Source organism: Janthinobacterium sp., assembly GCF_031995485.1.
Classification (GTDB): domain Bacteria; phylum Pseudomonadota; class Gammaproteobacteria; order Burkholderiales; family Burkholderiaceae_D; genus Janthinobacterium.
In genome coordinates this window covers 75,856-97,710 of sequence record NZ_DAMAGB010000009.1, presented here as the reverse complement: position 1 = coordinate 97,710, position 21,855 = coordinate 75,856, and the positions used below count along the sequence as shown (strand labels likewise).

The following is a 21,855-nucleotide window of genomic DNA, read 5'->3' as shown; positions in this document are numbered from 1 at the left end:
CCCATGTTGGGTGGACTTACTCCTGTCCCTTCAACTGCAACGCCCGCTCATACAAGGCGTTTTTCTTGCGCCCTGTAATTTGCGCCGTCAGGTTGGCGGCCTGCTTGACGCTGCATTCGGCCAGTAAAATATTGAGGATACGCTCGGCTTCCACGTCTTCCGCGTCCTGCGCTTCGGTGGCGCCTTCGAGCAGGATCACGAATTCGCCTTTTTCGCGGTGCGCGTCGGCGCGGATCCAGGCTTCGGCCTCGGACAGGGGGCAGCGGTGGATTTCTTCGAACAGCTTGGTCAGTTCGCGCGCGAACACCACCTGGCGCGCCGGCTCGAATGCCTCGGCCAGGGCCGTGGCGCAGTCGAGGATGCGGTGCGGCGCTTCATAGAAGACCATGGTGGCGGTCACGCCGCGCAGGCTGTGCAGCATGTTTTCGCGCTGCTTCGATTTCGCCGGCAGGAAGCCGACAAAATAGAACTGGTCGTTCAGCAGGCCGCTGGCGGAAATGGCGGTAATCGCCGCCGAGGCGCCCGGCAGCGGCAACACGCGCAGGCCGGCGGCGCGCACGGCGTCGACGATGCGTGCGCCGGGGTCGGACACGGCCGGGGTGCCCGCATCGGAGACCAGCGCGATGCGCTCGCCGGCATGCAGGCGGGCGATCAGGGTTTGCGCCACTTCGCGCTCGTTATGTTGATGAGCAGCAATTAACGGCTTGTTCAGGCCAAAACGCGTCAGCAGGTGCGCCGTATTGCGGGTATCTTCACAGGCGACGGCGTCAGCCAGGCTCAGCAAGTGCAAGGCGCGCAGACTGATGTCGGTGACATTGCCGATGGGCGTGGCCACTACATACAATGTTGCGATAGGATAGACCTGGTGCGCGGCCTCTGTCATGATGGGCAGGCTGGCGATGGAACTGATTTCTTGTACGGTCATTTTGGAGGTTAAATGCTTGCTAATAGTGTGAAGTTACTGCTTGTTTGTGCCGCGACCGGCATGCTGAGCGCTTGCAGCACGCCTTGCGACGCGCCCGGGCAATTGTGCGCGCCTATTGAATCAAACACAAGGGCAGTACCGCCGCCGCGCTCCCTGCCGGCACCCGCACCGGTGCCCGCGCCGCTGCCGAAACCGCCCGTGCCCGAGCCTGTGACCTTCGCCGTGGCCGTGCCCGACATCACCTCGTATGACGACAGCGGCAAGGCCAATGTCGCGCCGATCACGGGCAAGCCGGCCACCGGCACCGCGCAGGACCTGCCGGCCGCCACGGCGCCGGCGCCGTCCGACGGCAAGCAGCATCATATCGGCCTGCTGCTGCCGCTGCGCTCGGAAACCCTGGGCCCGGCGGCATCGCTGCTGCGCGCCGGCTTCATGGCCGCCTACGAACGCGACCGCAGCGGCTTCGAGGTGACCGTGATCGATACGGGTGACGGTAGCGCCGACGTGCTCAACAAGTTTGCGCAAGCGCAGGAGGAACAGGATATCGTCGTCGGCCCGCTGTCGCGCTCGGCCGTCACGGCGGTGGCCAACAGCGACCTGGTGAAAAAGCCGACGATCGCGCTGAACCATCCCGAGAACCGCGGCGAAGCGCGCCTGCCGGCCAAGCTGCTGGTAATGGGCCTGTCGATCGAAGCGGAAGCGCGGCAGGTCGCCGCCTGGGCCGCCAGCGAGCAGCCGCGCGCCAATGCCCTGATTCTGTCGGCCGGCTCGGCCTCGCAGCGCCGCACCAGCACCGCCTTCAAACAGGAATGGCTGCGCCAGGGCGGCAGCGCCGACCAGGTCGACCTGACGGCCACCAATGGCTACCTGAGCGACGCCGAAATGGTGCAATTGCGCGCGCGCCTCGGCACCAATCCGCCGGCGCTGCTGTTTGCCGCGCTCGACGCCGACCAGGCGCGCCAGCTGCGCGTGGCGATCGGCCCCGACCTGCCGCTGTATGGCACCTCGTCGCTGAACCCCGGCATCGGCCGCGGCGCCAGCGGCCCGGAGCTGGACGGCGCGCGCCTGCTCGACCTGCCATGGCAGGTGCAGCGCGACCATCCGCAGGTGATGGTCTATCCGCAGCCGCCACAACCGGCCGACGGACGCCTGACGGCCGACATGGAACGCCTGTATGCGCTGGGCATCGACGCCTTCCGCGTGGCGCGCGAAGTGGCGCTGCGTCCGAACGCGCCGTTTACGCTCGATGGCGTGACGGGCCGCCTGGCTGTGCGCCAGGAAGCCGGGCAGATTCGTTTCGAGCGTACCGAGCAGGCCGCCACGTACCAGCAGGGCGTGCTGGGCACCTGGCCGCCGAAAGAGCTGCCGCAGCCTGCGGCATTGCCACTGGCGCAGTAAGAGAAACGCCATGCCGCGGACCCCGCAGGACAAGCGTGCGCTGGGGCGGCTGGCCGAAGACGATGCGCTGGCCTATCTGCTGCTGCAGGGGCTGGTACTGGTGCAGCGCAATTTCCTGTGCCAGGGCGGCGAGCTGGACCTGATCATGCGCGACGGCAAAAGCATCGTGTTTGTCGAAGTGCGCCAGCGCAGCAGCCAGAACTTTGGCGGCGCCCTGGCCAGCATCACGCCCACCAAGCAGCGGCGCATGGTGCGCGCCGCGCAGACCTGGCTGCTGACGCAAAAGAGCCTGCCAGCGTGCCGCTTCGACGCCGTCGTCATCGATGGCAAGCGCATGGAATGGCTGAAAAACATCCTCGATATGTAAGCATTTTTAACAGCGCTTGTCCGCCTCGCCGCGCGCCTGCACTATAATCGGCAGACTATGAATAATCAACGCATCCTCTCGCACTTCCACGAAAGTGCCGAACTCAAGATCCAGGCCGCCACGGTGCTGGCCCCTTCCATTGCGCAGGCGATCGAGCTGATGTTTTCCGCCTTGTCGAATGGCAACAAAATCCTGGCCTGTGGCAATGGCGGTTCCGCCGCCGACTGCCAGCATTTTGCCGCCGAACTGGTCGGCCGTTTCGAGCGTGAACGCTTTCCGCTGCCGGCGCTGGCATTGACCACCGACACCTCGATCATGACGGCGGTCGCCAACGATTACAGCTACCGCGAGATTTTCTCGAAACAGGTGCAGGCCTTCGGCCAGGCCGGCGATATCCTGCTGGCCATTTCCACCTCGGGCAACTCCGGCAACGTGCTGGCGGCGGTCGAGGCGGCACTCGAGCGCGAAATGCGCGTGGTGGCGCTGACGGGCAAGGACGGCGGCGCGATCGGCAAAGTGCTGACCGATGCCGACGTGCATATCTGCGTGCCGGCCGAACGCACGGCGCGCATCCAGGAAGTCCATCTGACCACCATACATTGCATTTGCGACGGCATCGACGTCGCACTATTCGGAGGAGACGTGAATGACTAAATTCGGTACTGGCCCAGGCTGGAAACGCGTACAACGCCCATTGGCGACCGCCCTGCTGTGCGGCGCCATGCTCACCTCGCTGACAGGCTGCATCGAACTGATGGTCGGTGGCGCGGTGATGAGCGGTGTCGCCGCGGCAGACCGCCGCACCCTGGGCGCCCAGACCGAAGACAAGGCGATCGCCGTAAAAGGCGAGGCACGCATGCCCGCCATTACGGGCGATGTCGGCCATGTCAATGTCACCAGTTTCAACCGCCGCGTATTGCTGTCGGGCGAAGTGCGCGATGAAGCGATGAAAGCTGCGGCCGAGCGCGAAGTGCGCACCATCGATGGCGTGCAGTCCGTCTACAACGAACTGGTCATCGCCGGCCCGGCCAGCTATACCTCGCGCTCGAACGATGCGCTGATCACCACCAAGGTCAAGGCCAGCCTGGTCGACATGAAAACCATCTCGGCCGCCTCGTTCAAGGTCGTTACCGAAAGCGGCACCGTGTTCCTGATGGGCCGCGTGACCCAGCGCGAAGGCACCGTGGCCGCCGATGTGGCGCGCGGCGTGGGCGGCGTGCAGAAAGTGGTCAAGCTGCTCGACTACATCTCGGAAGAGGAACTCAAGCAGTTCCAGGCGGCGCCGGCGCGCACCGGCGCTCCTGCCGCGCAATAAAACCCTGGGCCATCCGACCTGCGGCAAGCATGTGATGATGGGGCTATAATGGCCCCATCGTTACGTATCTGGTGTGTAAAACTATGTCAACATCGAGCTCGAAGTCCTGGATCAAGCCTGCCCTGATTGCCGTGCTGGTCGCCGGCGTGGCCGCAGCCGGCTATCTGTCGCTGAACAACAAGCAGAGCGCACCGGACGTCACCTTCCACGCCATCGACGGCGAAAAGATCTCGTCCGCCAGCCTGCGCGGCAAGGTAGTCATGGTCAATTTCTGGGCCACTTCGTGCACCACTTGTGTGGCGGAAATGCCGGAGATGGTCGACACCTACAACAAATACAAGTCGCAAGGCTTGGAATTCGTGGCAGTGGCCATGCAATACGATCCGGCCAACTACGTGCTGAACTTTGCGCAGACGCGCCAGCTGCCGTTCAAGGTCGCGCTCGACGTGACGGGCGAAGCGGCCAAGGCCTATGGCGACGTGGCCATGACGCCGACCACCTTCGTGCTCGACAAGCAGGGCAAGATTCTCAAGCGCTATGTGGGCAAACCCGAGTTTGCCGAACTGCACAAACTGCTGGAAACGGCCATCGCGGGATAAACATCCGCGCACAACACATAACGTTGTTGCAAATGATTGCCTGATTGATATAACCTTCCATTTCGTGAATCCCGTTCACCTTGTGAAGGTTAGCCGTGTCTCCTGACGCCTCATCGCTCGACCCGCAACAACTGAAAGCCTGGCTGCTTGCGGCCGGCAACAAGGACGCCAAGGCGTTCCGCCACCTCTATAACGCTACCTCATCGAAACTGTTTGGCTTCGCGCTGCGTATATTGCATAAGCAAGAGCTCGCTGAAGAAGCCTTGCAGGAGGGTTTCGTCGCCATCTGGAACAACGCCGCCGGTTATCAGAGTCATCTGGCCGCGCCGATGACCTGGATGGCCACCATCGTGCGCAACAAGGCGTTCGATGTGCTGCGGCGTAGCGACGACACGGTTGAAATCGATGCGGAACAATTTGATGGCGAAGTCATGAACGCACTACGGGATCCCCAGGCCACGCCGATCGAGTCGCTGCAGATCAGCGGCGATGCGAAAGCGCTGGCGTTTTGCATGTCGGCCCTGGAAGGGCTGCACCGGCAGGTGGTCGCGCTGGCGTACTTCCACGACCTGTCGCACAGCGAAGTGGCGCAGCAGATGTCGCTGCCGATCGGCACCGTCAAGACCTGGATACGGCGCAGCCTGGAGCGCTTGCGCACCTGCCTGGCCAAACGGGAGGCGCCATGAATATCCGCGGCAACGACCCATTGCGCCAGAAGCTGGCGTCCGAATACGTGCTGGGCACGCTGAAGGGCGGTGCAAGGCGCCGTTTCGAGGGCTGGCTGTACAACGACGCCGACCTGCGCAATATCACGGCCGAATGGCGCCAGCGCCTCGAACCGATGGCGGAATTCGCCACGCCGGTGGCGCCGCCCAAGCGCGTCTGGCAGCAGATCGAGCAACGGTTGCACCTGACACCACAGGGCGGCTGGACACGGTGGCGCGAGTCGGTCTCCTTCTGGCGTTCGCTGGGCCTGGCCTCGAGCGCGATCGCCGCGCTGCTGGTGATCGTGCTGTCGACGCAGCTGGTGAACGCGCCGCAAATCAGCCATGTGGCCACGTTAATGGACGAGAAATCGCAGACGGCCCTGCTGCTGACGGCCGACAGCCGCCACGACACGCTGGAAGTGCGCATGGTGGGCAATGCCCCGGTGCCTGCTGACCGCGATCTGGAACTGTGGGCCGTGCCGAAAAGCGGCAACCCGCGCTCCTTGGGCCTCCTGGCCGACAAGGGCAGCGTGAAGCTGGCCCTGTCCGAGCGCGCGATCGGCGGCGATGTGGCGCTGCTGGCCGTGACCTTGGAGCCGCGCGGCGGCTCGCCCGATCCGAATGGACCGACCGGGCCGATTTTGTACAAGGGTAATTGGGTAAGGTTGTAACCCGCACGGCGCAACTGCCGGGATCGGACCCTCAATACCGCAAACGCAGAGGCTAGCGCCAACGGTCGAGGGGGTCTGACCCCGGGTTTATTTAGGATAAAGAATCATCTGCGTGCAGCGAAACAGCGCCAGTGTCTTGCCCGTTTCCTTGCTCGTCACCACGGCATCCCATACCTGCGTATTGCGGCCCTTGTGCTCGACTTTTGCCGTGCACACGATGGTGCCATCGCGGGCCGTGCCCAGGTGGTTCGATTTGAGCTCGATGGTGGTGAAATTGTTCGCGCCTTCGGGCAGGTTGGCGATGCAGCCATAGCCGGACGCCGTGTCGGCCAGCGTCACCACGCTGCCGGCGTGCAGGTAGCCGTTCGGCGCCAGCAGGTGCGGCAGCACGGGCAGCTCGGCCGTCACCTTGCCGTCGCCGACGGAGGTGATGACGATGCCAAGGTGGCCGGGCAGGCGGCCAATGCCGCGCTGGTTCAATACGTCGAGGGTAATGTCTGGATTGCTCATGGTCTGTCTCTGTCTTTCTTGTAGGGTGTGAAAACACTATGATGATAGCAACTTTCCCTGTTGTGGGTAGGCCACCGGCGTTGCACCAGAAGCAAATCAATTGCAACAGACGCTGACAAGCCAGCGTGTTTCTTGCTACTATGCGCCACATGTCTACCCGCCAGCCCACCCGCAAGCCAGTCACCAGGACGTCCGCCCTCGCGCGCACGCCGTGGCAACTGTGCGTGGCGCTGTTCAGTGCGCTGGCGCTGGTGTTCCTGCTGTCGACGGCTGCCTCGCACCTGCACAAGACCAGCCTCGACGCGGAAGAGTGCGCGCTGTGCGCCACCGCCATCGACAAGGTGGCGGACATTGCCGTGCCGCCGGCGCTGGTCGAACCGCCGGCGCAATTGCTGCCGTACCGCCTGCTGGCGGTGCTGCCGGCACTGCCCGCTCCCGTTATTACCCTGCTGTTGCCGCCCGTGCGCGGCCCGCCATCCACCTCGCTGTAGTTCCCACGCCGTTTTTCTTTTGCAGGCTGCATGCCGCACGTCCACAGAATCGTGCCGTGCCGCCTGGCGTTTACTATTTCGAGGTTTACCATGCAACACACTCCACGCCTGAGCGCGCTGTCGCTCGCCATTGCCAGCCTGTTTACCATTTCCGCCCATGCGGCCGATGCCACACCCGACACCGCCACCGAGGCGGCGCCACCAGAGATGCAGACGGTCGAAGTCACCTCGGCCCACCTGAAAAGCGCGCGCATCGACCTGTCGCCGAAAGTGGGCACCACCATCTACAGCATCGACAGCCACATGATCGGCATGCTGGGCCAGGGCGACAATACGCCGTTCAATGAAGTGCTGCTGCGCCTGCCAGGCGTGTCGCAGGACTCGAAAGGCTCGGGCGCCCTGCACGTGCGCGATGACCATGCGAACGTGCAATACCGCATCAATGGCGTGCAGCTGCCCGAAAGCATCAGCGGCTTTGGCCAGTCGATCGACACGCGCCTGATCGACAAGACCGATTTCATGACGGGTGCCTTGCCGGCCCAGTTCGGGCTGCGCACGGCCGGCATTGTCGATATCGAAACCAAGGAAGGCGGGCTGACGCCCGGCGGACGGATCGGCATCCTGGTCGGCAGCCACAACCATATCGAACCAAGCGCCGAGTTCTTCGGCAGCGTCGGCAAGTTCAATTACTACCTGTCCGGCAGCTACCTGGGCAATTCGCTGGGCGTGGAAAATCCGCAGGACACGCGCAACGCGCTGCACGACAAGACGCGCCAGAACAAATCGTTCGGCAACCTGTCGTACTTCCTCGATGACAATACGCGCCTGGGCGCCATGTTCGGCACCTACAACGGCCGCTTCCAGATTCCGAACAATCCGGACCAGGCGCCCGGCTTCACGCTGGCTGGCCGCAGCGATGCGCAGGCCGGCAGCGCCACCTTGCCGTCGTCCCAGCTCGATGAAAACCAGCGCGAGGTGAACCGCTTCGTGGTGCTGTCGCTGCAGAAAAGCCTGGGCGACCTCAACTACCAGGTGTCCGCCTTCCACCAGTATTCGCAGCTGCACTTCACGCCCGATTCGATTGGCGACCTGATCTATAACGGCGTCGCTTCGGACTCGCGCCGCTCGAACAGCGCCTCCGGTGCGCAGTTCGATGTCAGCTACAAATTGCAGCAGGACCATACGGTGCGCGCGGGCCTGGCCTACACGCGCCAGAAAACCGGCAGCGACAATACGGTGGCCGTGTTCCCGGCAGACGACAACGGACAGACCTCGGCCACGCCGATCTCGATTATCGACAACAGCGGCAAGACCGGCACGCTGTCGAGCTTTTACCTGCAGGACGAATGGCATATCGGCAAGCCGCTGACCCTGAACTACGGCGCCCGCTACGACAAGGTGTCGGCGTATACCAGCGAGCAGCAATGGAGCCCGCGCGTCAACCTGGCCTACCAGATGGCGCCAGGCACCGCCGTGCACGCCGGCTATTCGCGCTACTTCACGCCGCCACCGCAGGAACTGGCCGCGCAGGGCAGCATCGACCTGTATGCGAACACCACCAATGCGCCGGAAATTGCCACCTCCGACAACGTCAAGGCCGAGCGCACGCATTACTATGACGTGGGCATCAGCCACCAGGTCAACTCCAAGCTGACGCTGACGGCCGACGCCTACTACAAGAAAATCAGCAACCTGCTCGACGAAGGCCAGTTCGGCCAGGCGCTGATACTGACGCCGTTCAATTACGCGCAAGGGTATGCCAAGGGCCTGGAATTGTCGGCCATCTACAGCGAGAAAAACTGGGGCGTGTTCCTGAACGCCAGCACGCAAAAGGCGCAGGGCCGCAATATCAATTCCGGCCAGGCCCTGTTCGGTGCGGACGAGATCTCTTACATCAGAAACAACTATGTGTATCTCGACCATGACCAGACCTACACGATGTCCGGTGGCGGCCACTATCACTTTGGCGATTCGCAAGTCAGTGCTGACTTCCTGTACGGCAGCGGCCTGCGCATGACGCCGGACGACGCGGCGCCGAACTCGGGCCACCTGCCGCACTACTTCACGGTTAACACGACCTTGACGCATACGTGGAAAAACACGCCGGTTGGCAAGGTGGAAGGGCGCCTGGCGCTGATCAACCTGTTCGACAAATCGTACCTGCTGCGCGACGGTTCCGGCGTGGGCGTCGGTGCCCCGCAGTATGGCGCGCGCCGCAGCCTGTATGCGGGACTGTCCACGAGTTTCTAAAAGTTACGTGCGAAGACAGCGGCAGGGAGCAACGCCTGCCGCTGTCGGTTGCCGTCGATTCAGCCCCAGGCAATCGGCTGCTGGCCGTGTTCCTGCAGATAGGCATTGGCCTGGCTGAACGGCTTGCTGCCAAAGAAGCCGCGGTGCGCGGACAGCGGCGACGGGTGCGGCGCCGTCAATACCTTGTGCTTGCCCTCGTCAATCAGCGCGCGCTTGGCGATCGCATACGCGCCCCACAGAATAAAGACAATGCCTTCGCGCTCCTCGGAAAGATGGCGGATCGCGCTGTCGGTCAGCTTTTCCCAGCCCTTGCCCGCATGCGAGCCGGCCGCGCCCGAGCGCACGGTCAGCACGCTGTTGAGCAGGAACACGCCTTGCTCGGCCCAGTCGCTCAAATCCGTGCTGGTGCGCTGTACGTCCACATCGCTTTTCAATTCCTTGAAGATATTTTGCAGACTCGGCTGCGGGCGTGTGCCTTCCGGTATCGAAAAGCACATCCCCATGGCCGCGCCCGGGGTGTGGTACGGGTCCTGCCCCAGGATCACCACCTTGACCTGCTCGAACGGGGCCAGGTCGAACGCGCGGAAGATGGCTTTGCCGGGAGGGAAGCACGGCCCGGCCGCATATTCTTCCTTGACGAACGCCGCCAGGCTGGTCCACCAGGGCTGCTCGAATTCGGCCTGCAGCCGCTGTTTCCACGATGGTTCGATGCGTACTTCCATGACAACTCCATAGTTTTTTGGCCAGCCGAGTATAGACTGCCAGCTAATATTTCTGCTTTACATTTCTATAAAGAAAAGCCGCCCGGCTTGCGCGGGGCGGCTCGATCTCGCTGCGGCTGGTGCTTAATTGTTCAGCGCCGACTCCACCCCAGCCATATGCGCCTGCTCATCCGCATGGTAGGAGCTGCGCACCATGGCGCCGACGGCGGCGTGGGTAAAGCCCATCTTGTAGGCTTCCGCCTCGAACATCTTGAACACGTCCGGGTGCACGTAGCGGCGGACCGGCAGGTGGCTGTTCGATGGCGCCAGGTACTGGCCGATGGTCAGCATGTCGATGTCGTGCTCGCGCATGTCGCGCATCACTTGCAGGATTTCTTCGTCCGTTTCGCCCAGGCCGACCATGATGCCGGACTTGGTTTTCACGTCCGGGTACATGGCCTTGAAGTCTTTCAGCAGCTTCAGCGAATGCATGTAGTCGGAACCGGGGCGCGCTTCCTTGTACAGGCGCGGCGCCGTTTCCAGGTTGTGGTTCATCACGTCCGGCAGGCCGTCCTTGAACAAATTCAGCGCTTTTTCCAGGCGGCCACGGAAGTCGGGCACCAGCACTTCGATGCGGGTGTTCGGCGACAGGGCGCGCGTTTGCTGGATGCACTCGACGAAGTGGCCGGCACCGCCGTCGCGCAGGTCGTCGCGGTCGACCGAGGTGATGACGACATAGTTCAGGCGCAGCTTGGCGATGGTTTTCGACAGGTTGGCCGGCTCTTCCTTGTCGAGCGGATCAGGGCGGCCGTGGCCGACGTCGCAGAACGGGCAGCGGCGCGTGCACTTGTCGCCCATGATCATGAAGGTGGCCGTGCCCTTGCCGAAGCATTCGCCGATGTTCGGGCAGCTCGCTTCTTCGCACACGGTGACCAGGTTGTTTTCGCGCAGCGTATCCTTGATTTCATAGAAGCGGGTCGAGGCCGAGGCGGCCTTGACGCGGATCCAGTCCGGCTTTTTCAGGCGCTCGACTTGCTCGATCGGAATGATCTTGATCGGGATGCGCGAGGTCTTGCTGGCGCCTTTTTGCTTTTCGCTCGGATTGTAGACGGGAGCGGCTGCGGCGACGGGGGCGGTGCTGGAAATGGTCTCAGAAGTCATGGCTGCAAGCCCTTGACGGGCGGTGTTGGTTTGTTTGCTCAGGCATCCGCTGCCTGAGGCGCGCCTGCGGCGCTCTGCTGTACATCGAGTAATACGGTCAGTTCACGGGCCAGCGCGCGTTGCACGTCGGCCAGCGGCGCGTCCACGCCCATGCTGCGCATGTCGACCGTTTTCAGGCCGGAATAGCCGCACGGGTTAATCCAGGAAAACGGCGCCAGGTCCATCGCCACATTGAGCGATACGCCATGGTAGGTGCAGCCGTTGCCGCGCACTTTCAAGCCCAGCGCGGCGATCTTCGCACCCTTGTCGGGTCCGCCGGCGATATAGATGCCGGGCGCGCCATCGATGCGCTCGCCTGCAAGATTATACGCCGCCAGCACATTGATGATGGCCTGCTCGATTTTATGCACGAACTGGCGCGCATACAGCTTGCCGCCCGGCTTGTTGCGGCGCAGGTCCATCAGCAAATAAATCACCACCTGGCCCGGGCCGTGAAACGTCACTTCGCCGCCGCGGTCGGTCTGCACTACCGGGATTGCGTCCGCGCCAGCGAGCAGATGGCCGCGGTCGGCCGCCAGCCCCAGCGTGAACACGGGCGGATGCTCGACGATCCACAGTTCGTCGCGCGTTTCCGTCGTGCGCGCATCGGTAAACGCGCGCATGGCGGCAAAGGTCGGCTCGTAATCGACGCGGCCCAGCTCGCGGATCAGGGCCGCTTCGGTTCGGGTGGTGGTCATGACAGATTCTGTGGTCGGCTGCCGGCGCCTGGTGGACGCTGCGGCGAAGCCGTGATTATACCGCCAGCCCGGCATTGGGGTCAGCGTAGCCCGGTAGTAGCGGCGGGAATGGCGAGATTATCGTTACCCGAGTGCAACAACAGCTGCGCCAGCACAGGCGCGGCCAGGCGGATCTGCGCCGGACTCAAGGCCGTATAGCCGATCAGCACGGCAGGTGCCAGGCGCGCCTGCTGGCACAATTCGCCCAGCGGTTGCAAGGCCAGCCCGGCCTGCGCCGCCTGTGCGCAAAAAACCGTTTCATCGCTGCCCGGCGGCAGCCACAGCACGCAGTGAAAACCGGCCTGCTGGCCGCTGATGCGGTAGCGGCCCGGCGCCTGCTGCTCCAGGCAGGCCAGCAGCAGGTCGCGCCGCTCCTTGTAGGCCAGGCGCGCCTGGCGCAGATGACGCACGAACGCGCCTTCTTCCATCCAGTCGGCCAGCGCCAGCTGTTCCGTCATGCCGACCGAGCGGCCCGTCAGTTGCAGCGTGCGCAGCAGCAGCGGGCGCACGCCGGGCGGCAATACCATGAAGCCGATGCGCAGGCCGGCAAACAGAGTCTTGTTGAAGCTGCCGCAATAAATCACGCGCTGGTACTGGTCCAGCGACTTCAGGGCCGCCAGCGGCGCGCTCTGGTAATTGAATTCACTGTCGTAATCGTCTTCCACCACCCAGGCGCCGCTGTCACTGGCCCAGTCGAGCAGCGCCAGGCGGCGCGTGACGGACATGGTCACGCCCAGCGGCGACTGGTGCGCCGGCGTCACATACACCAGGCTGGCATCGGTGTGCACCTGCAAGGCCTGGCAATCGATGCCTTCGGCGTCCACCGGCAGATCGACCGGCACCGCGCCGGCCAGCGCAAACAGGGCGCGCGCCATCGGGTAGCCCGGGTCTTCCAGGCAGACCTTGTCGCCGTCGCGCACGATGCTGCGGGCGATCAGGTCGAGCGCATGGCGGATGCCGGTGGTCACCACGATATCGTGCGGATCGCAGCGGATGCCACGGTACTTGGCCAAGTAGTCGGCGATCTGCCGGCGCAATTGCGGCGCGCCGGCCGGATCGGCGCTGCACAGCTGGGCGGGCGTGGCGGCGGCCAAGGCCCGGGCGGCGCAGCGCGACCACGACGCGGTGGAAAACAGGCTGGCGTCGGCGCGGCGCGCCACGAACGGCAGACCGTCGCGCACGCCGGTGTCGGCGGCAGGCGGTGGCGCCACCGAGGGATGGCCGGGCGCATCCAGGCCAGCCATCAGGAAGCGTTCCGGCACCACCGCGCACACGCGCGTGCCGGAGCCGGGAATGCGCGTGACATAGGCTTCCGCGTGCAGGCGGTCGAACACGGTTTCGATGGTGCCGCGCGACAGTTCCCAGCGCGCGGCCAGGGCGCGGCTCGACGGCAGGCGGCTGCCGGCCGGCAAGGTCTTGTTCAGGATGGCAGCGCGCAATGCCTCATACGCGCCATCCTGTTTGCTGACGCCCGGATGATCGAGCCAGCTGGTGGGGCGCGGCAAGTCCAGCGCCAGCGGTGTTTTTCCTCGCGGCATAAATAGCGTCCAAGTGGTCCAATGGAATTTTGCGTAACCGGCTCTTCGCATTACACCACAACCATTTTATTCTCACCGTTCTGGTGCGCCAACCCGGCGTACCGCCTGAGCTATCCGTGGAAAACATGCCGACAACAACATCCCCGCCACTGTGGGCCTGGAGCGCCATCCTGCTGTTGCTGGTCTGCCTGTCGCGCATCGGCATCGACATGTACCTGCCGTCGCTGCCCGCCATGGCCGACGCCCTGCATGCCAGCGATGCGCAATTGCAGCTGACGCTGAGCGTGTTCCTGGCCGGTTCGGCCGCCTCGATGCTGGTCTGTGGGCCGCTGATCGACCGGTACGGACGCCGTCCGGTGCTGCTGGCCGGCACCGCGATCTATGTGCTGGCCAGCATCGCGTGCGCCTGCGCACCGGACGCCCCTGTGCTGATCGCGGCGCGCCTGCTGCAGGCATTCGGCGGCTGCAGCGGCACCATCATCGGCCGCGTGATGGTGCGCGACCGTTTCGATCCCGCCACCCAGGCGCGCATGCTGGGCCGCATCTCGATGGGCATGGGCCTGTCGCCCATCGTGGCGCCGCTGGCCGGCAGCGTGCTGGACGCCGCCTTCGGCTGGCGCGCCGTGTTCGGCGTGCTGAGTGGACTGGGCTTGCTGTCGCTGGCAGTGATCGCCGCGTATGTGCCGGAAACCCGGCCGGGCAAAGCGGCACCGGCGCAACCGGTGCCGGCGCTGTACCGGCGCCTGCTGAGGGATTGGTATTTCCTGCGCTATGCGCTGGCCATCGGGTTTGTGTACTGCACTTATTTTCCGTTCATTGCGGAATCGTCGGTGCTGCTGCAACGGGGCATGGGCCTGTCGCCGCTGGCCTATGCGCTGGTGTTTGCGCTGACGGTCAGCGGCTATATCGCCGGCTCGACGCTGTTCCGGCGCTGGGCGCCGCGCCATGGCCCGGACCGCATGCTGGCGCTGGCCGTGGCGCTGAACCTGGCCGGTGCGGCCAGCCTGCTGGTGGCTGGCAGCCTGGCGCCGCAGCAGCTGGCGTCGCTGGTGGCGCCGATGCTGCTGGTGATGGTGTCGGTCGGCATGGCGATCCCCGCCTGCCAGCTGGCCGTGCTGCAGCCGTATGGCGCCCAGGCGGGCAGCGCCTCGGGCCTGTTCTTCTTTATCCAGATGGCAATCACGTCCGCCTGCGGCGCCTTGCTGGCGGCCCTGTCGGACGGCAGCGCGCAGCCCTTGCTGTGGATCACGGCCGGCGCCAGCGCGGCATTTGCCGCCGTCATCCTGGCAACGCGCGACCAGGCGGCAGTGCCGGCACTGACAACAATTACATCACGATCTTGACCATCGGATGCGCCGACAGCGCGTTGTACAGGGCGTCGAGCTGCTCGCGGCTGACGGCGCGCACGGTAACGGTCAGGCCCGTGTAATTGCCCTTGCCTGAAGGACGCACTTCCAGGCGGCCGTCATGGAAGGTCGGATCATGGCTGATCACCAGCGCAGTGATGGTCGGCGCGAAGTCGACGTGCGTCGGGCCCATGATCTTGATGGGAAAGTCGCTCGGATATTCGATCAGCGATTCGCTGGGAGGGATGGTTTGCATGCTGGTTCCAATACAGAAGCTGTCAGGGCGGGCGGCGCGCCATGGTGCGCGCAGCGCCTGCATAAGTGCGTATTGTAGCGAAATTCGGCAGCGGGCGAAGCCGGCGCCGCCCGGCCGCCGGCAGGGCAAAAAAAAGCCCGCTTTGTCAGCGGGCTAAAACTATTTCGTTTGGGACAAAATAGCCGGAAAAATCGGTGCTGTCTCGCCGTGCGGCGTTGCGCTGTTCTGCAATGACGCTACTGTAGAGAAATCACCGGTGCTTTACTTGCGGCATGTGACGAACTGTCGGTTTGAGGGGATGAAGCTCGATAAATCGCCGCCAGACGGTAGTGCTCAGTGTTCGGCCTCCTGCGTGCGGCCATTGTTGCGCCCCTGGTTGGCGCGTTCGCGGCCCGGATTGCTGCGCTCGGCACGCGCCTCGGCGGCTGGCCGGGACGCTGGCGCTGGCGCCGCCGGTGGCGCGGCAACCGGGGCAGGCGCAGGCTGCTGCGGCTGCGGGCGGCGTTCGGCACGATCGACGCGTTCAGGACGATCGGCTCGCTCAGGACGGTCTGGCCGCTCGGGCCGCGGTGCAGGCGCGGCCGGCACCACCACCGGTGCAGCAGCCGGTTGCTGCGGCTGCGGACGGTGTTCGGGACGGTCAAGGCGCTCGGCACGTTCAATCCGCTCAGGCCGGTCGGGCCGGTCATTGCGTGGACGCTGCTCGCCGCGCCAGCCCGGCATGCGGTCGGGCTGGCCGATTGCATCGCGCACCGGCGGCAAGGCAGGCATGGCCGGCGCCGGCGGCGACACGGGCATGGCAGGCACGGGCGGGCGCTCGGGCATGGCCGGACGGCGTGCTTCGCGCGGCTCGCGCGGTTCGCGGACTTCACGCACCGGCGCAGCTTGCCCGTCGTCGGTCTGCAGGCGGCCCGGGCGGGGCGTTACATCGCCGCGCCAGGTGCGGACAGGACCGTCGTTGCGGCGCACGTCGGCGGGCCCTTGCGGACGCTGCCAGCTGGCGTTCGGCGGCGGCGCCGTGGTCAGCGGCAGATTGTGTACTTGCGGCGCCGGCATCGTCACGCGCGAACCGCGCGGTACATTGATCGTGCGGCGCTCGCCGAAGCGCTCCTGCGGCAGCATCGTCAGGCCTTCGCGCCGCTCGCGTTCACCGGCGCCGGGGCGGCGGCCGTCGGCGATGCGGTTGACGCGGCGCTCGTAGTCCGGGCTGACGCGGTAGCCGGGCACATAGCGGTCGCGCGGCGACAGCGGGAACCAGCCCACGCCCGGGCCGGGACGCTGGCCATGCGCCTGGCCCGGCCGCGGGCCGTGGTCGCCGCCGACCCAGCCCACCAGCGCCGGCGCCCAGGCGCCGCGCGCGCGTTCGCGTCCCGGCGTCCAGCCCCAGCGCTTGCCGACCAGTACCCAGCGGCCGTAGTGCGATGGCGCATACCCCCACGGCGCATTGTCGATCCAGGTCCAGCCCCACGGCGCGATCCAGCTCCAGCGGCCGTCGCTGTACGGCGCCCAGCCCGCCGGCACCGTGCGCGGCAGCCACAGCGGGCCGTATTCGGCGTCCTCCTGCCAGGCGCCAAAGCGGTCCAGCTCTTCATAGCCGGTGACGTCTTCGGTCACATAGCGCAGCGCCGGCGAGGCCGACGGCAGCGTCGGCAGCGTTTCGGGCCAACTGTCAAAAGCGATGCGCTGCAGCGGGCCGGTGCGCAATTCCTCGTCCGTCAGCTCGGCGCGCTTGCCGGCGCGCAGTGTCACGCTGGCCGTGCTGCCGTCGACATCGGCCGATCCTTCGAGCACGCTGACCACGCTGGTGCCCGGCATGCGCCCGGCGTCGACGCGCACCCAGCCGGGCTGCGTCAGGATCACGCGCGCGTGGGCCGTGGTCAGCTCCAGGCCTTGCAGGGCGTCCTGATCGCGCACGCGCACGCTGACGCTGCCATGACCGAGATGCAACTTGAAGCTGTCGTCATCGAGTTCCGTCACTTCCAGCTCGGAGTCGCCATCGAGGCGCACGGCGGCGCCGCCGACGCGAAATTCGGCCAGCCCATTGCGCAGGGTGGTGATGCGGTTGTCGGTGGCGATGGGCCAGTTCAGCAGCGCTTCCCCGGCTTCGCCGTCGCCGGCGCGCACCAGCACCTGTCCCTCGACGGTGGAAATGCGCCCGACGCGCTCGGGCGGGTCGGCCAGCGCCAGCTGGCAAGCGGAAGTGAGCACGAAGGCAAACACGGTGTGCAGCAAGGTCGGACGCATGGCAGCGCTCCAGTGAAAGGAACAAACAGGGCGGAAAGCCTGATTACAAGCCGATTTGCGCCGCATCACAAGCCGGCTTACAAACAATTGCAAATGCTACATCATGATGCATGCGCGCCGCGTTTGACAAAGAACAGCGCCGCGCCGACCGCCATCAACAGGCCGCCAAAGAAGCGGTTCTGTTTCTTCACGGCTTTGGCGTCACGGAAGAAGCGCTGCATCGATGACGCCAGGAAGGCGTAGCTGTGCATGACGATCAGGTCGATGGTGCACATGGTGACGGCCAGGATCAGCAACTGCGGCAGCACAGGGGCGCTGGCGCTGATAAATTGCGGCAGCACCGCCACCATGAAGATAATGCCCTTGGGATTGGTCACATTGGTCAGGAAACCCGTCAGCACGCGCCGCTGCAGCGACGGCAGCACGGCTTCGGCATGCAGGTCGCCCGCCACGGCCACTTTTGCGCGCCATTGCGACAGCCCCAGCCAGATCAGGTACAGCGCGCCGACGGTTTTCACGATATTGAAGGCCACTTCGGACGCCAGCAGCAGCGAGCCGACGCCGGCGCCGGCAATGAACAGCACCACCAGCAGGCCCAGTTGCAGGCCGAGGATGGTGGCGCTGGTCTTTTTCACCCCGTACGACAGGCCATGCGACATCGACAGCACGGCGCCGGAGCCGGGCGAGACGGCGATGATGCAGGCGGCGACGACAAAGGTGAACCAGGTGGCAAAGCTCATGCGAAATCCAGAAAAGAGGGAAGACGGCGATTTTACCGCGCTGCGTGCGGCCGTGCCGGCCGGGCTTGGGTTAAGATCATGTCAACCCTCAACACGGCATCCCAACCATCCCAACCAATAAGAACATGATGAACCTTTCCTCCATTTTATTTGCGCCCATCCCCTCCACCAGCACGGGAGGGTATTGAGATGGCCGGCTCCAGCCTGTTTGCCCTGCTCGACGATATCGCCAGCATCCTTGACGATGTTTCCCTGATGACCAAGGTGGCGGCCAAGAAGACGGCCGGCGTGCTCGGTGACGACCTGGCCCTGAACGCCCAGCAGGTATCGGGCGTGCGCGCCGAGCGCGAATTGCCGGTGGTGTGGGCGGTGGCCGTCGGCTCGCTGAAGAACAAGGCCATCCTGGTGCCGGCCGCGCTGGCCATCAGCGCGTTTGCGCCGTGGGCCATCACGCCGCTGCTGATGGTGGGCGGCGCCTACCTGTGCTTCGAGGGCTTTGAAAAGATCGCCCATCCGTTCCTGCATCCCGACGACAGCCACAAGGCCGAGCTGGCCGAGGCGCTGCGCGACCCGAACGTGGACCTGGTGGCGCTGGAAAAAGACAAGATCAAGGGCGCCGTGCGCACCGATTTCATCCTGTCGGCCGAGATCATCGTGATCGCGCTGGGCACCGTGGCCACCGCCACCTTTGCCGAACAGGTGACGGTGGTAGTCGGCATCGCCATCATCATGACAGTCGGCGTGTATGGCCTGGTGGCCGGCATCGTCAAGCTCGACGACGCCGGCTTCTGGCTGTCCGCGCGCAAGGGCGCCGGCGCACTGATGAACGGCGTGCGCGGCTTTGGCCGCATGCTGGTGGCGGCCGCGCCCAAGCTGATGAAATTCCTGTCGGTGGTCGGCACGCTGGCCATGTTCATGGTCGGCGGCGGCATCCTGACGCACGGCTGGCCGTGGGCCAGCGGCATGCTGCACCAGATGGAACACGCGGTGGGCGGCGTGGCCGTGGCCGGCGGCGTGCTGGCGGCCATCCTGCCCAGCGTGGTCAACGCCATCGTCGGCGTGATCGCCGGCGCCCTGGTGCTGGCGGTGGTCAGCGGCGCCCAGGCTTTATTGCGCATGGTCAAGCCGGTCAAATGAACTTTCTGGTCTGATGGGGCGGCAGCCGCAACCGCGACTGCCGCCGCCGGGCATGCCTGGCGGCGCACCCCCGTCAAGGAGACCGCATGCATACCACGCCCGTCCAACGCCCCAGCAGCGCCTTTGTCGGCGCCTCGTGGGCCGCCCTGCTGATCGGTGCCATCACCTATCTGAGCGGCCTGTGGAACGCCGCCATGGCGCTCAATGAAAAAGGCTATTACTTCACCCTGCTGATGTATGGCCTGTTTGCCGCCATTTCCCTGCAAAAATCCGTGCGCGACCGCCACGAAGGCATCGCCGTCACCGGCATCTACTTCGGCCTGTGCTGGATCTCCGTGCTGCTGGCCTTGCTGCTGCTGACGGTGGGCCTGTTCAACGCCAGCCTGCAGAACAGCGAAAAAGGTTTCTATGCCATGTCCTTCCTGCTGAGTCTGTTTGCGGCGGTGGCGGTGCAGAAGAACGTGCGCGACATGGCCCTGTCTGCCCCGTCGGGCAGCGCCGCCGAAACGCAGCCTTAGCGCTGCGTCAGGTCGCCGGGAACCAAGTCGCGACGCGCTTGTCTATCTGGTTTTTAGGGCCGGAGACACCATGAGCGACCAGCAAAAACGTTTACATATGGCATTGGAAGCGGCGCACATGTCGATCTGGGATTCGCACATTGTCGCCGGCCAGGTGACTGGCGGCACCGTCAACTGGTCGGCCAGGGGCGCCGCCCTGCTGGGACTGGAAGAGCGGGCGCTGACGCAGTCATTTCCCGCCTTTCTTGCCTGCGTGCATGCCGATGACCGCGACCACGTGGTGCAGGTGCTGCAGGACGGCGTGGAGCGGCGCGGCGGCTATGCGCTGCAGTACCGCGTGGTCTGGCCCGATGGCAGCGAACACTGGCTGGCCGCCAAGGCCCATGTCTTCACGAACGCCAGCGGCGAGCCCGACCGCACGCTGGGCATCATCTGGGACGTTACCGAGCACCAGTTGCGCGAGATCATGATCGCCGAGCGCAAGGAACTGGCCGAAGTGACGCTCAGCTCGATCGGCGACGGCGTGATCACCACCGACCCGCAGGGCAAGACGCGCTACCTGAACCGGATGGCCGAGCAATTGACAGGCTGGACCACGCAGCTGGCGCTGGGCCTCGATATCTGGCAAACCATGCCGCTGGTAGAAGAGCATACGGGCCTGGCGCTGGAACACGTGGCCATCAAATGCCTGCACCAGCGCCAGGCCATCGGCGCCTCCATGCATACCGAACTGGTCACGCGCGACGGACGCCATCTCGCCATCGAGGATACGGCCGCGCCGATCTGGTCGCGCGACGGCGAGATCCTCGGCGCGGTGGTGGTGTTTCGCGATGTCAGCCATGAACGCAAGCTGACCCAGCAATTATCGTGGCAGGCCACGCATGACCATCTCACCGGCCTGATCAACCGGCGCCAGTTCGAGCACCTGGTGGCCGACGCGCTGCACGCCTCCAAGGAGCAGGGCCATGTACACGCCTTGCTGTACCTGGACCTGGACCAGTTCAAGGTCATCAACGACACCTGCGGCCACAGCGCCGGCGACCTGCTGCTGCAACTGCTGGCCAAGCTGCTGCAGTCACAAATGCGTGACAGCGACATCCTGGCGCGCCTGGGCGGCGACGAACTGGGCGTGCTGCTGCCGCATTGTCCGATGGAGCATGCGCGCCAGATCGGCGAGCAGCTGCGCCAGTCGATCCGCGATTTCCACTTCGCCTGGGACAACCGCAGCTACGAGCTGGGCGTGAGCATCGGCATGGTGGAAATCAACCAGGACAGCAAGTCGCTCAGCGAGCTGCTGATTGCCGCCGACCAGGCCTGCTACCTGGCCAAGGAGCAGGGCCGCAACCGCATCCACGTGTACCAGGAAGCCGATGTGATGCTGGCCCAGCGGCACGGCGAAATGCTGTGGATTTCGCGCCTGAACGAGGCGTTCGAGCAGCAGTATTTCCGCCTGTACGCAATGCCCATCGTGCACTTGCATGACGAGCCGGAAAGCCACGACGAGGTGCTGCTGCGCATCCGCAACGGCAAGGGCGACCTGATTTTGCCCGGCGCCTTTATCCCCGCCGCCGAACGCTACGACATGATGATCTCGATCGACCGCTGGGTGATCCGCGCCGTCTGCCACCATATCCAGACCGTGCGCGACAGCCTGCCGCCGGTCGAGGCGCTGATCGACAGCGTGCGCCGCGCACCGGCCCTGTATTCGATCAACCTGTCGGGCATGTCGCTGGCCGATACCGGGTTGCAGCGTTATATCACCGAGCAGCTGGTGCACTACGCGATCGCGCCAGAACAGATCTGCTTTGAAATCACGGAAACGGCGGTGATCGCCAACCTGCCCAAGGCGCAGGTGTTCATGCACAAGCTCAAGGCGCTAGGCTGCCGTTTTTCGCTCGACGATTTCGGCGCCGGCTTTTCCTCGTTCGGCTACCTGAAAGCCTTGCCGGTCGACTACCTGAAGATCGATGGCGTGTTCGTGCGCGATATCGCCACCAACGCCATCAACCGCGCCATGGTCAAGGCCATCAACGAGGTGGGCCACGTGATGGGCCTGAAAACGGTGGCCGAATACGTGGAGAACGACGACACGCTGGCCGTCATCCGCGAACTGGGCGTCGATTATGCGCAGGGCTACGCGGTGGGTCACTTGCGGCCGCTGACGGCAGGGATGGATTGAGCACCCGCTACGTACCATAGCAAAAG

22 protein-coding genes are annotated in these 21,855 nt (G+C 64.9%); 13 read left to right on the top strand and 9 right to left on the bottom strand.

The window, feature by feature from the left end:
* Positions 1 to 16: 16 nt before the first annotated feature.
* Positions 17 to 925 carry a 16S rRNA (cytidine(1402)-2'-O)-methyltransferase gene (rsmI, locus tag RTQ46_RS08845; protein WP_312435962.1) on the bottom strand — a complete coding sequence of 303 codons (909 nt, stop codon included), beginning with the start codon at positions 923 to 925 and terminating at the stop codon, positions 17 to 19.
* A 198-nt stretch (positions 926 to 1,123) separates the two neighbouring features.
* Between rsmI and RTQ46_RS08840 the strand changes: the two genes are divergently transcribed.
* The 7 genes from RTQ46_RS08840 (at position 1,124) to RTQ46_RS08810 (ending at position 5,982) form a co-directional block, all read left to right on the top strand.
* Complete coding sequence (locus RTQ46_RS08840; protein ID WP_312435960.1) at positions 1,124 to 2,323, top strand: penicillin-binding protein activator; 1,200 nt, start codon at positions 1,124 to 1,126, stop codon at positions 2,321 to 2,323.
* 10 nt (positions 2,324 to 2,333) lie between these two features.
* Positions 2,334 to 2,690, top strand: coding sequence for a YraN family protein (locus RTQ46_RS08835; protein WP_312435959.1), 357 nt, complete (start codon positions 2,334 to 2,336; stop codon positions 2,688 to 2,690).
* Positions 2,691 to 2,747: 57 nt separating this feature from the next.
* Entirely contained in the window at positions 2,748 to 3,344 is a 597-nt protein-coding gene (locus RTQ46_RS08830) for a phosphoheptose isomerase (RefSeq protein WP_312435957.1), read from the top strand.
* Entirely contained in the window at positions 3,337 to 4,005 is a 669-nt protein-coding gene (locus tag RTQ46_RS08825; RefSeq protein WP_312435956.1) for a BON domain-containing protein, read from the top strand. The genes RTQ46_RS08830 and RTQ46_RS08825 overlap by 8 nt, the downstream gene beginning before the upstream one ends.
* A gap of 83 nt (positions 4,006 to 4,088) precedes the next feature.
* Positions 4,089 to 4,604, top strand: a complete 516-nt coding sequence (locus RTQ46_RS08820; RefSeq protein WP_312435954.1) for a TlpA disulfide reductase family protein — start codon at positions 4,089 to 4,091, stop codon at positions 4,602 to 4,604.
* A 95-nt stretch (positions 4,605 to 4,699) separates the two neighbouring features.
* On the top strand, positions 4,700 to 5,290 hold the full coding sequence (locus RTQ46_RS08815) for a sigma-70 family RNA polymerase sigma factor (RefSeq protein ID WP_312435952.1): 591 nt from the start codon (positions 4,700 to 4,702) through the stop codon (positions 5,288 to 5,290).
* Entirely contained in the window at positions 5,287 to 5,982 is a 696-nt protein-coding gene (locus RTQ46_RS08810) for an anti-sigma factor domain-containing protein (RefSeq protein ID WP_312435951.1), read from the top strand. The genes RTQ46_RS08815 and RTQ46_RS08810 overlap by 4 nt, the downstream gene beginning before the upstream one ends.
* 87 nt (positions 5,983 to 6,069) lie before the next feature.
* Here the strand turns inward: RTQ46_RS08810 and RTQ46_RS08805 are convergent, their stop codons facing one another.
* Complete coding sequence (locus RTQ46_RS08805) at positions 6,070 to 6,492, bottom strand: PaaI family thioesterase (protein ID WP_312435949.1); 423 nt, start codon at positions 6,490 to 6,492, stop codon at positions 6,070 to 6,072.
* 149 nt (positions 6,493 to 6,641) lie between these two features.
* On the opposite strand from RTQ46_RS08805, the gene RTQ46_RS08800 reads away from it, so the two are divergent.
* Entirely contained in the window at positions 6,642 to 6,983 is a 342-nt protein-coding gene (locus RTQ46_RS08800) for a hypothetical protein (protein WP_312435947.1), read from the top strand.
* 90 nt (positions 6,984 to 7,073) lie between these two features.
* A complete protein-coding gene (locus tag RTQ46_RS08795) occupies positions 7,074 to 9,233 on the top strand; it encodes a TonB-dependent receptor domain-containing protein (protein ID WP_312435945.1) in 2,160 nt (719 codons plus the stop codon).
* 59 nt (positions 9,234 to 9,292) lie between these two features.
* Here the strand turns inward: RTQ46_RS08795 and ung are convergent, their stop codons facing one another.
* The 4 genes from ung to RTQ46_RS08775 all read right to left on the bottom strand — a co-directional run bounded on the left by ung (position 9,293) and on the right by RTQ46_RS08775 (position 13,409).
* Positions 9,293 to 9,955, bottom strand: a complete 663-nt coding sequence (gene ung, locus RTQ46_RS08790; protein WP_312435943.1) for a uracil-DNA glycosylase — start codon at positions 9,953 to 9,955, stop codon at positions 9,293 to 9,295.
* Between the two features lie 123 nt (positions 9,956 to 10,078).
* A complete protein-coding gene (gene lipA, locus RTQ46_RS08785; RefSeq protein ID WP_312435941.1) occupies positions 10,079 to 11,095 on the bottom strand; it encodes a lipoyl synthase in 1,017 nt (338 codons plus the stop codon).
* A 38-nt stretch (positions 11,096 to 11,133) separates the two neighbouring features.
* The gene (lipB, locus tag RTQ46_RS08780; RefSeq protein ID WP_312435939.1) at positions 11,134 to 11,832 is read right to left on the bottom strand and encodes a lipoyl(octanoyl) transferase LipB; all 699 of its coding nucleotides are present in this window, start codon (positions 11,830 to 11,832) and stop codon (positions 11,134 to 11,136) included.
* An 80-nt stretch (positions 11,833 to 11,912) separates the two neighbouring features.
* The gene (locus RTQ46_RS08775) at positions 11,913 to 13,409 is read right to left on the bottom strand and encodes a PLP-dependent aminotransferase family protein (protein WP_312435938.1); all 1,497 of its coding nucleotides are present in this window, start codon (positions 13,407 to 13,409) and stop codon (positions 11,913 to 11,915) included.
* 125 nt (positions 13,410 to 13,534) lie between these two features.
* Here RTQ46_RS08775 and RTQ46_RS08770 point away from each other — a divergent pair, with 125 nt between their 5' ends.
* The gene (locus RTQ46_RS08770; RefSeq protein ID WP_312435937.1) at positions 13,535 to 14,752 is read left to right on the top strand and encodes a multidrug effflux MFS transporter; all 1,218 of its coding nucleotides are present in this window, start codon (positions 13,535 to 13,537) and stop codon (positions 14,750 to 14,752) included.
* Here the strand turns inward: RTQ46_RS08770 and RTQ46_RS08765 are convergent.
* From RTQ46_RS08765 to RTQ46_RS08755, 3 genes are all read right to left on the bottom strand, one after another.
* Positions 14,736 to 15,011, bottom strand: coding sequence for a DUF493 family protein (locus tag RTQ46_RS08765; protein ID WP_312435935.1), 276 nt, complete (start codon positions 15,009 to 15,011; stop codon positions 14,736 to 14,738). The genes RTQ46_RS08770 and RTQ46_RS08765 overlap by 17 nt on opposite strands.
* Before the next feature lie 333 nt (positions 15,012 to 15,344).
* The gene (locus tag RTQ46_RS08760) at positions 15,345 to 17,255 is read right to left on the bottom strand and encodes a DUF6600 domain-containing protein (RefSeq protein ID WP_312435933.1); all 1,911 of its coding nucleotides are present in this window, start codon (positions 17,253 to 17,255) and stop codon (positions 15,345 to 15,347) included.
* Positions 17,256 to 17,356: 101 nt separating this feature from the next.
* Complete coding sequence (locus tag RTQ46_RS08755) at positions 17,357 to 17,995, bottom strand: LysE family transporter (RefSeq protein WP_312435931.1); 639 nt, start codon at positions 17,993 to 17,995, stop codon at positions 17,357 to 17,359.
* A gap of 189 nt (positions 17,996 to 18,184) precedes the next feature.
* Here RTQ46_RS08755 and RTQ46_RS08750 point away from each other — a divergent pair, with 189 nt between their 5' ends.
* The 3 genes from RTQ46_RS08750 to RTQ46_RS08740 all read left to right on the top strand — a co-directional run bounded on the left by RTQ46_RS08750 (position 18,185) and on the right by RTQ46_RS08740 (position 21,829).
* Complete coding sequence (locus RTQ46_RS08750) at positions 18,185 to 19,132, top strand: DUF808 domain-containing protein (RefSeq protein WP_312435930.1); 948 nt, start codon at positions 18,185 to 18,187, stop codon at positions 19,130 to 19,132.
* 86 nt (positions 19,133 to 19,218) lie between these two features.
* On the top strand, positions 19,219 to 19,650 hold the full coding sequence (gene yiaA, locus RTQ46_RS08745; RefSeq protein ID WP_312435928.1) for an inner membrane protein YiaA: 432 nt from the start codon (positions 19,219 to 19,221) through the stop codon (positions 19,648 to 19,650).
* Positions 19,651 to 19,720: 70 nt separating this feature from the next.
* Positions 19,721 to 21,829, top strand: a complete 2,109-nt coding sequence (locus RTQ46_RS08740; protein WP_312435927.1) for an EAL domain-containing protein — start codon at positions 19,721 to 19,723, stop codon at positions 21,827 to 21,829.
* Positions 21,830 to 21,855 lie beyond the last annotated feature (26 nt).

What these genes read in the sequence shown, in the direction of transcription:
- RTQ46_RS08825 (WP_312435956.1), top strand. Translation starts at nt 3,337, where the DNA reads ATGACTAAATTCGGTACTGGCCCAGGCTGGAAACGCGTACAACGCCCA.
- RTQ46_RS08750 (WP_312435930.1), top strand. Translation starts at nt 18,185, where the DNA reads ATGGCCGGCTCCAGCCTGTTTGCCCTGCTCGACGATATCGCCAGCATC.
- RTQ46_RS08795 (WP_312435945.1), top strand. Translation starts at nt 7,074, where the DNA reads ATGCAACACACTCCACGCCTGAGCGCGCTGTCGCTCGCCATTGCCAGC.
- lipB (WP_312435939.1), bottom strand. Translation starts at nt 11,832, where the DNA reads ATGACCACCACCCGAACCGAAGCGGCCCTGATCCGCGAGCTGGGCCGC.
- rsmI (WP_312435962.1), bottom strand. Translation starts at nt 925, where the DNA reads ATGACCGTACAAGAAATCAGTTCCATCGCCAGCCTGCCCATCATGACA.
- RTQ46_RS08810 (WP_312435951.1), top strand. Translation starts at nt 5,287, where the DNA reads ATGAATATCCGCGGCAACGACCCATTGCGCCAGAAGCTGGCGTCCGAA.
- RTQ46_RS08765 (WP_312435935.1), bottom strand. Translation starts at nt 15,011, where the DNA reads ATGCAAACCATCCCTCCCAGCGAATCGCTGATCGAATATCCGAGCGAC.
- RTQ46_RS08805 (WP_312435949.1), bottom strand. Translation starts at nt 6,492, where the DNA reads ATGAGCAATCCAGACATTACCCTCGACGTATTGAACCAGCGCGGCATT.
- RTQ46_RS08755 (WP_312435931.1), bottom strand. Translation starts at nt 17,995, where the DNA reads ATGAGCTTTGCCACCTGGTTCACCTTTGTCGTCGCCGCCTGCATCATC.
- RTQ46_RS08820 (WP_312435954.1), top strand. Translation starts at nt 4,089, where the DNA reads ATGTCAACATCGAGCTCGAAGTCCTGGATCAAGCCTGCCCTGATTGCC.
- ung (WP_312435943.1), bottom strand. Translation starts at nt 9,955, where the DNA reads ATGGAAGTACGCATCGAACCATCGTGGAAACAGCGGCTGCAGGCCGAA.
- RTQ46_RS08800 (WP_312435947.1), top strand. Translation starts at nt 6,642, where the DNA reads ATGTCTACCCGCCAGCCCACCCGCAAGCCAGTCACCAGGACGTCCGCC.
- RTQ46_RS08835 (WP_312435959.1), top strand. Translation starts at nt 2,334, where the DNA reads ATGCCGCGGACCCCGCAGGACAAGCGTGCGCTGGGGCGGCTGGCCGAA.
- RTQ46_RS08830 (WP_312435957.1), top strand. Translation starts at nt 2,748, where the DNA reads ATGAATAATCAACGCATCCTCTCGCACTTCCACGAAAGTGCCGAACTC.
- lipA (WP_312435941.1), bottom strand. Translation starts at nt 11,095, where the DNA reads ATGACTTCTGAGACCATTTCCAGCACCGCCCCCGTCGCCGCAGCCGCT.
- RTQ46_RS08775 (WP_312435938.1), bottom strand. Translation starts at nt 13,409, where the DNA reads ATGCCGCGAGGAAAAACACCGCTGGCGCTGGACTTGCCGCGCCCCACC.
- RTQ46_RS08760 (WP_312435933.1), bottom strand. Translation starts at nt 17,255, where the DNA reads ATGCGTCCGACCTTGCTGCACACCGTGTTTGCCTTCGTGCTCACTTCC.
- RTQ46_RS08770 (WP_312435937.1), top strand. Translation starts at nt 13,535, where the DNA reads ATGCCGACAACAACATCCCCGCCACTGTGGGCCTGGAGCGCCATCCTG.
- RTQ46_RS08740 (WP_312435927.1), top strand. Translation starts at nt 19,721, where the DNA reads ATGAGCGACCAGCAAAAACGTTTACATATGGCATTGGAAGCGGCGCAC.
- yiaA (WP_312435928.1), top strand. Translation starts at nt 19,219, where the DNA reads ATGCATACCACGCCCGTCCAACGCCCCAGCAGCGCCTTTGTCGGCGCC.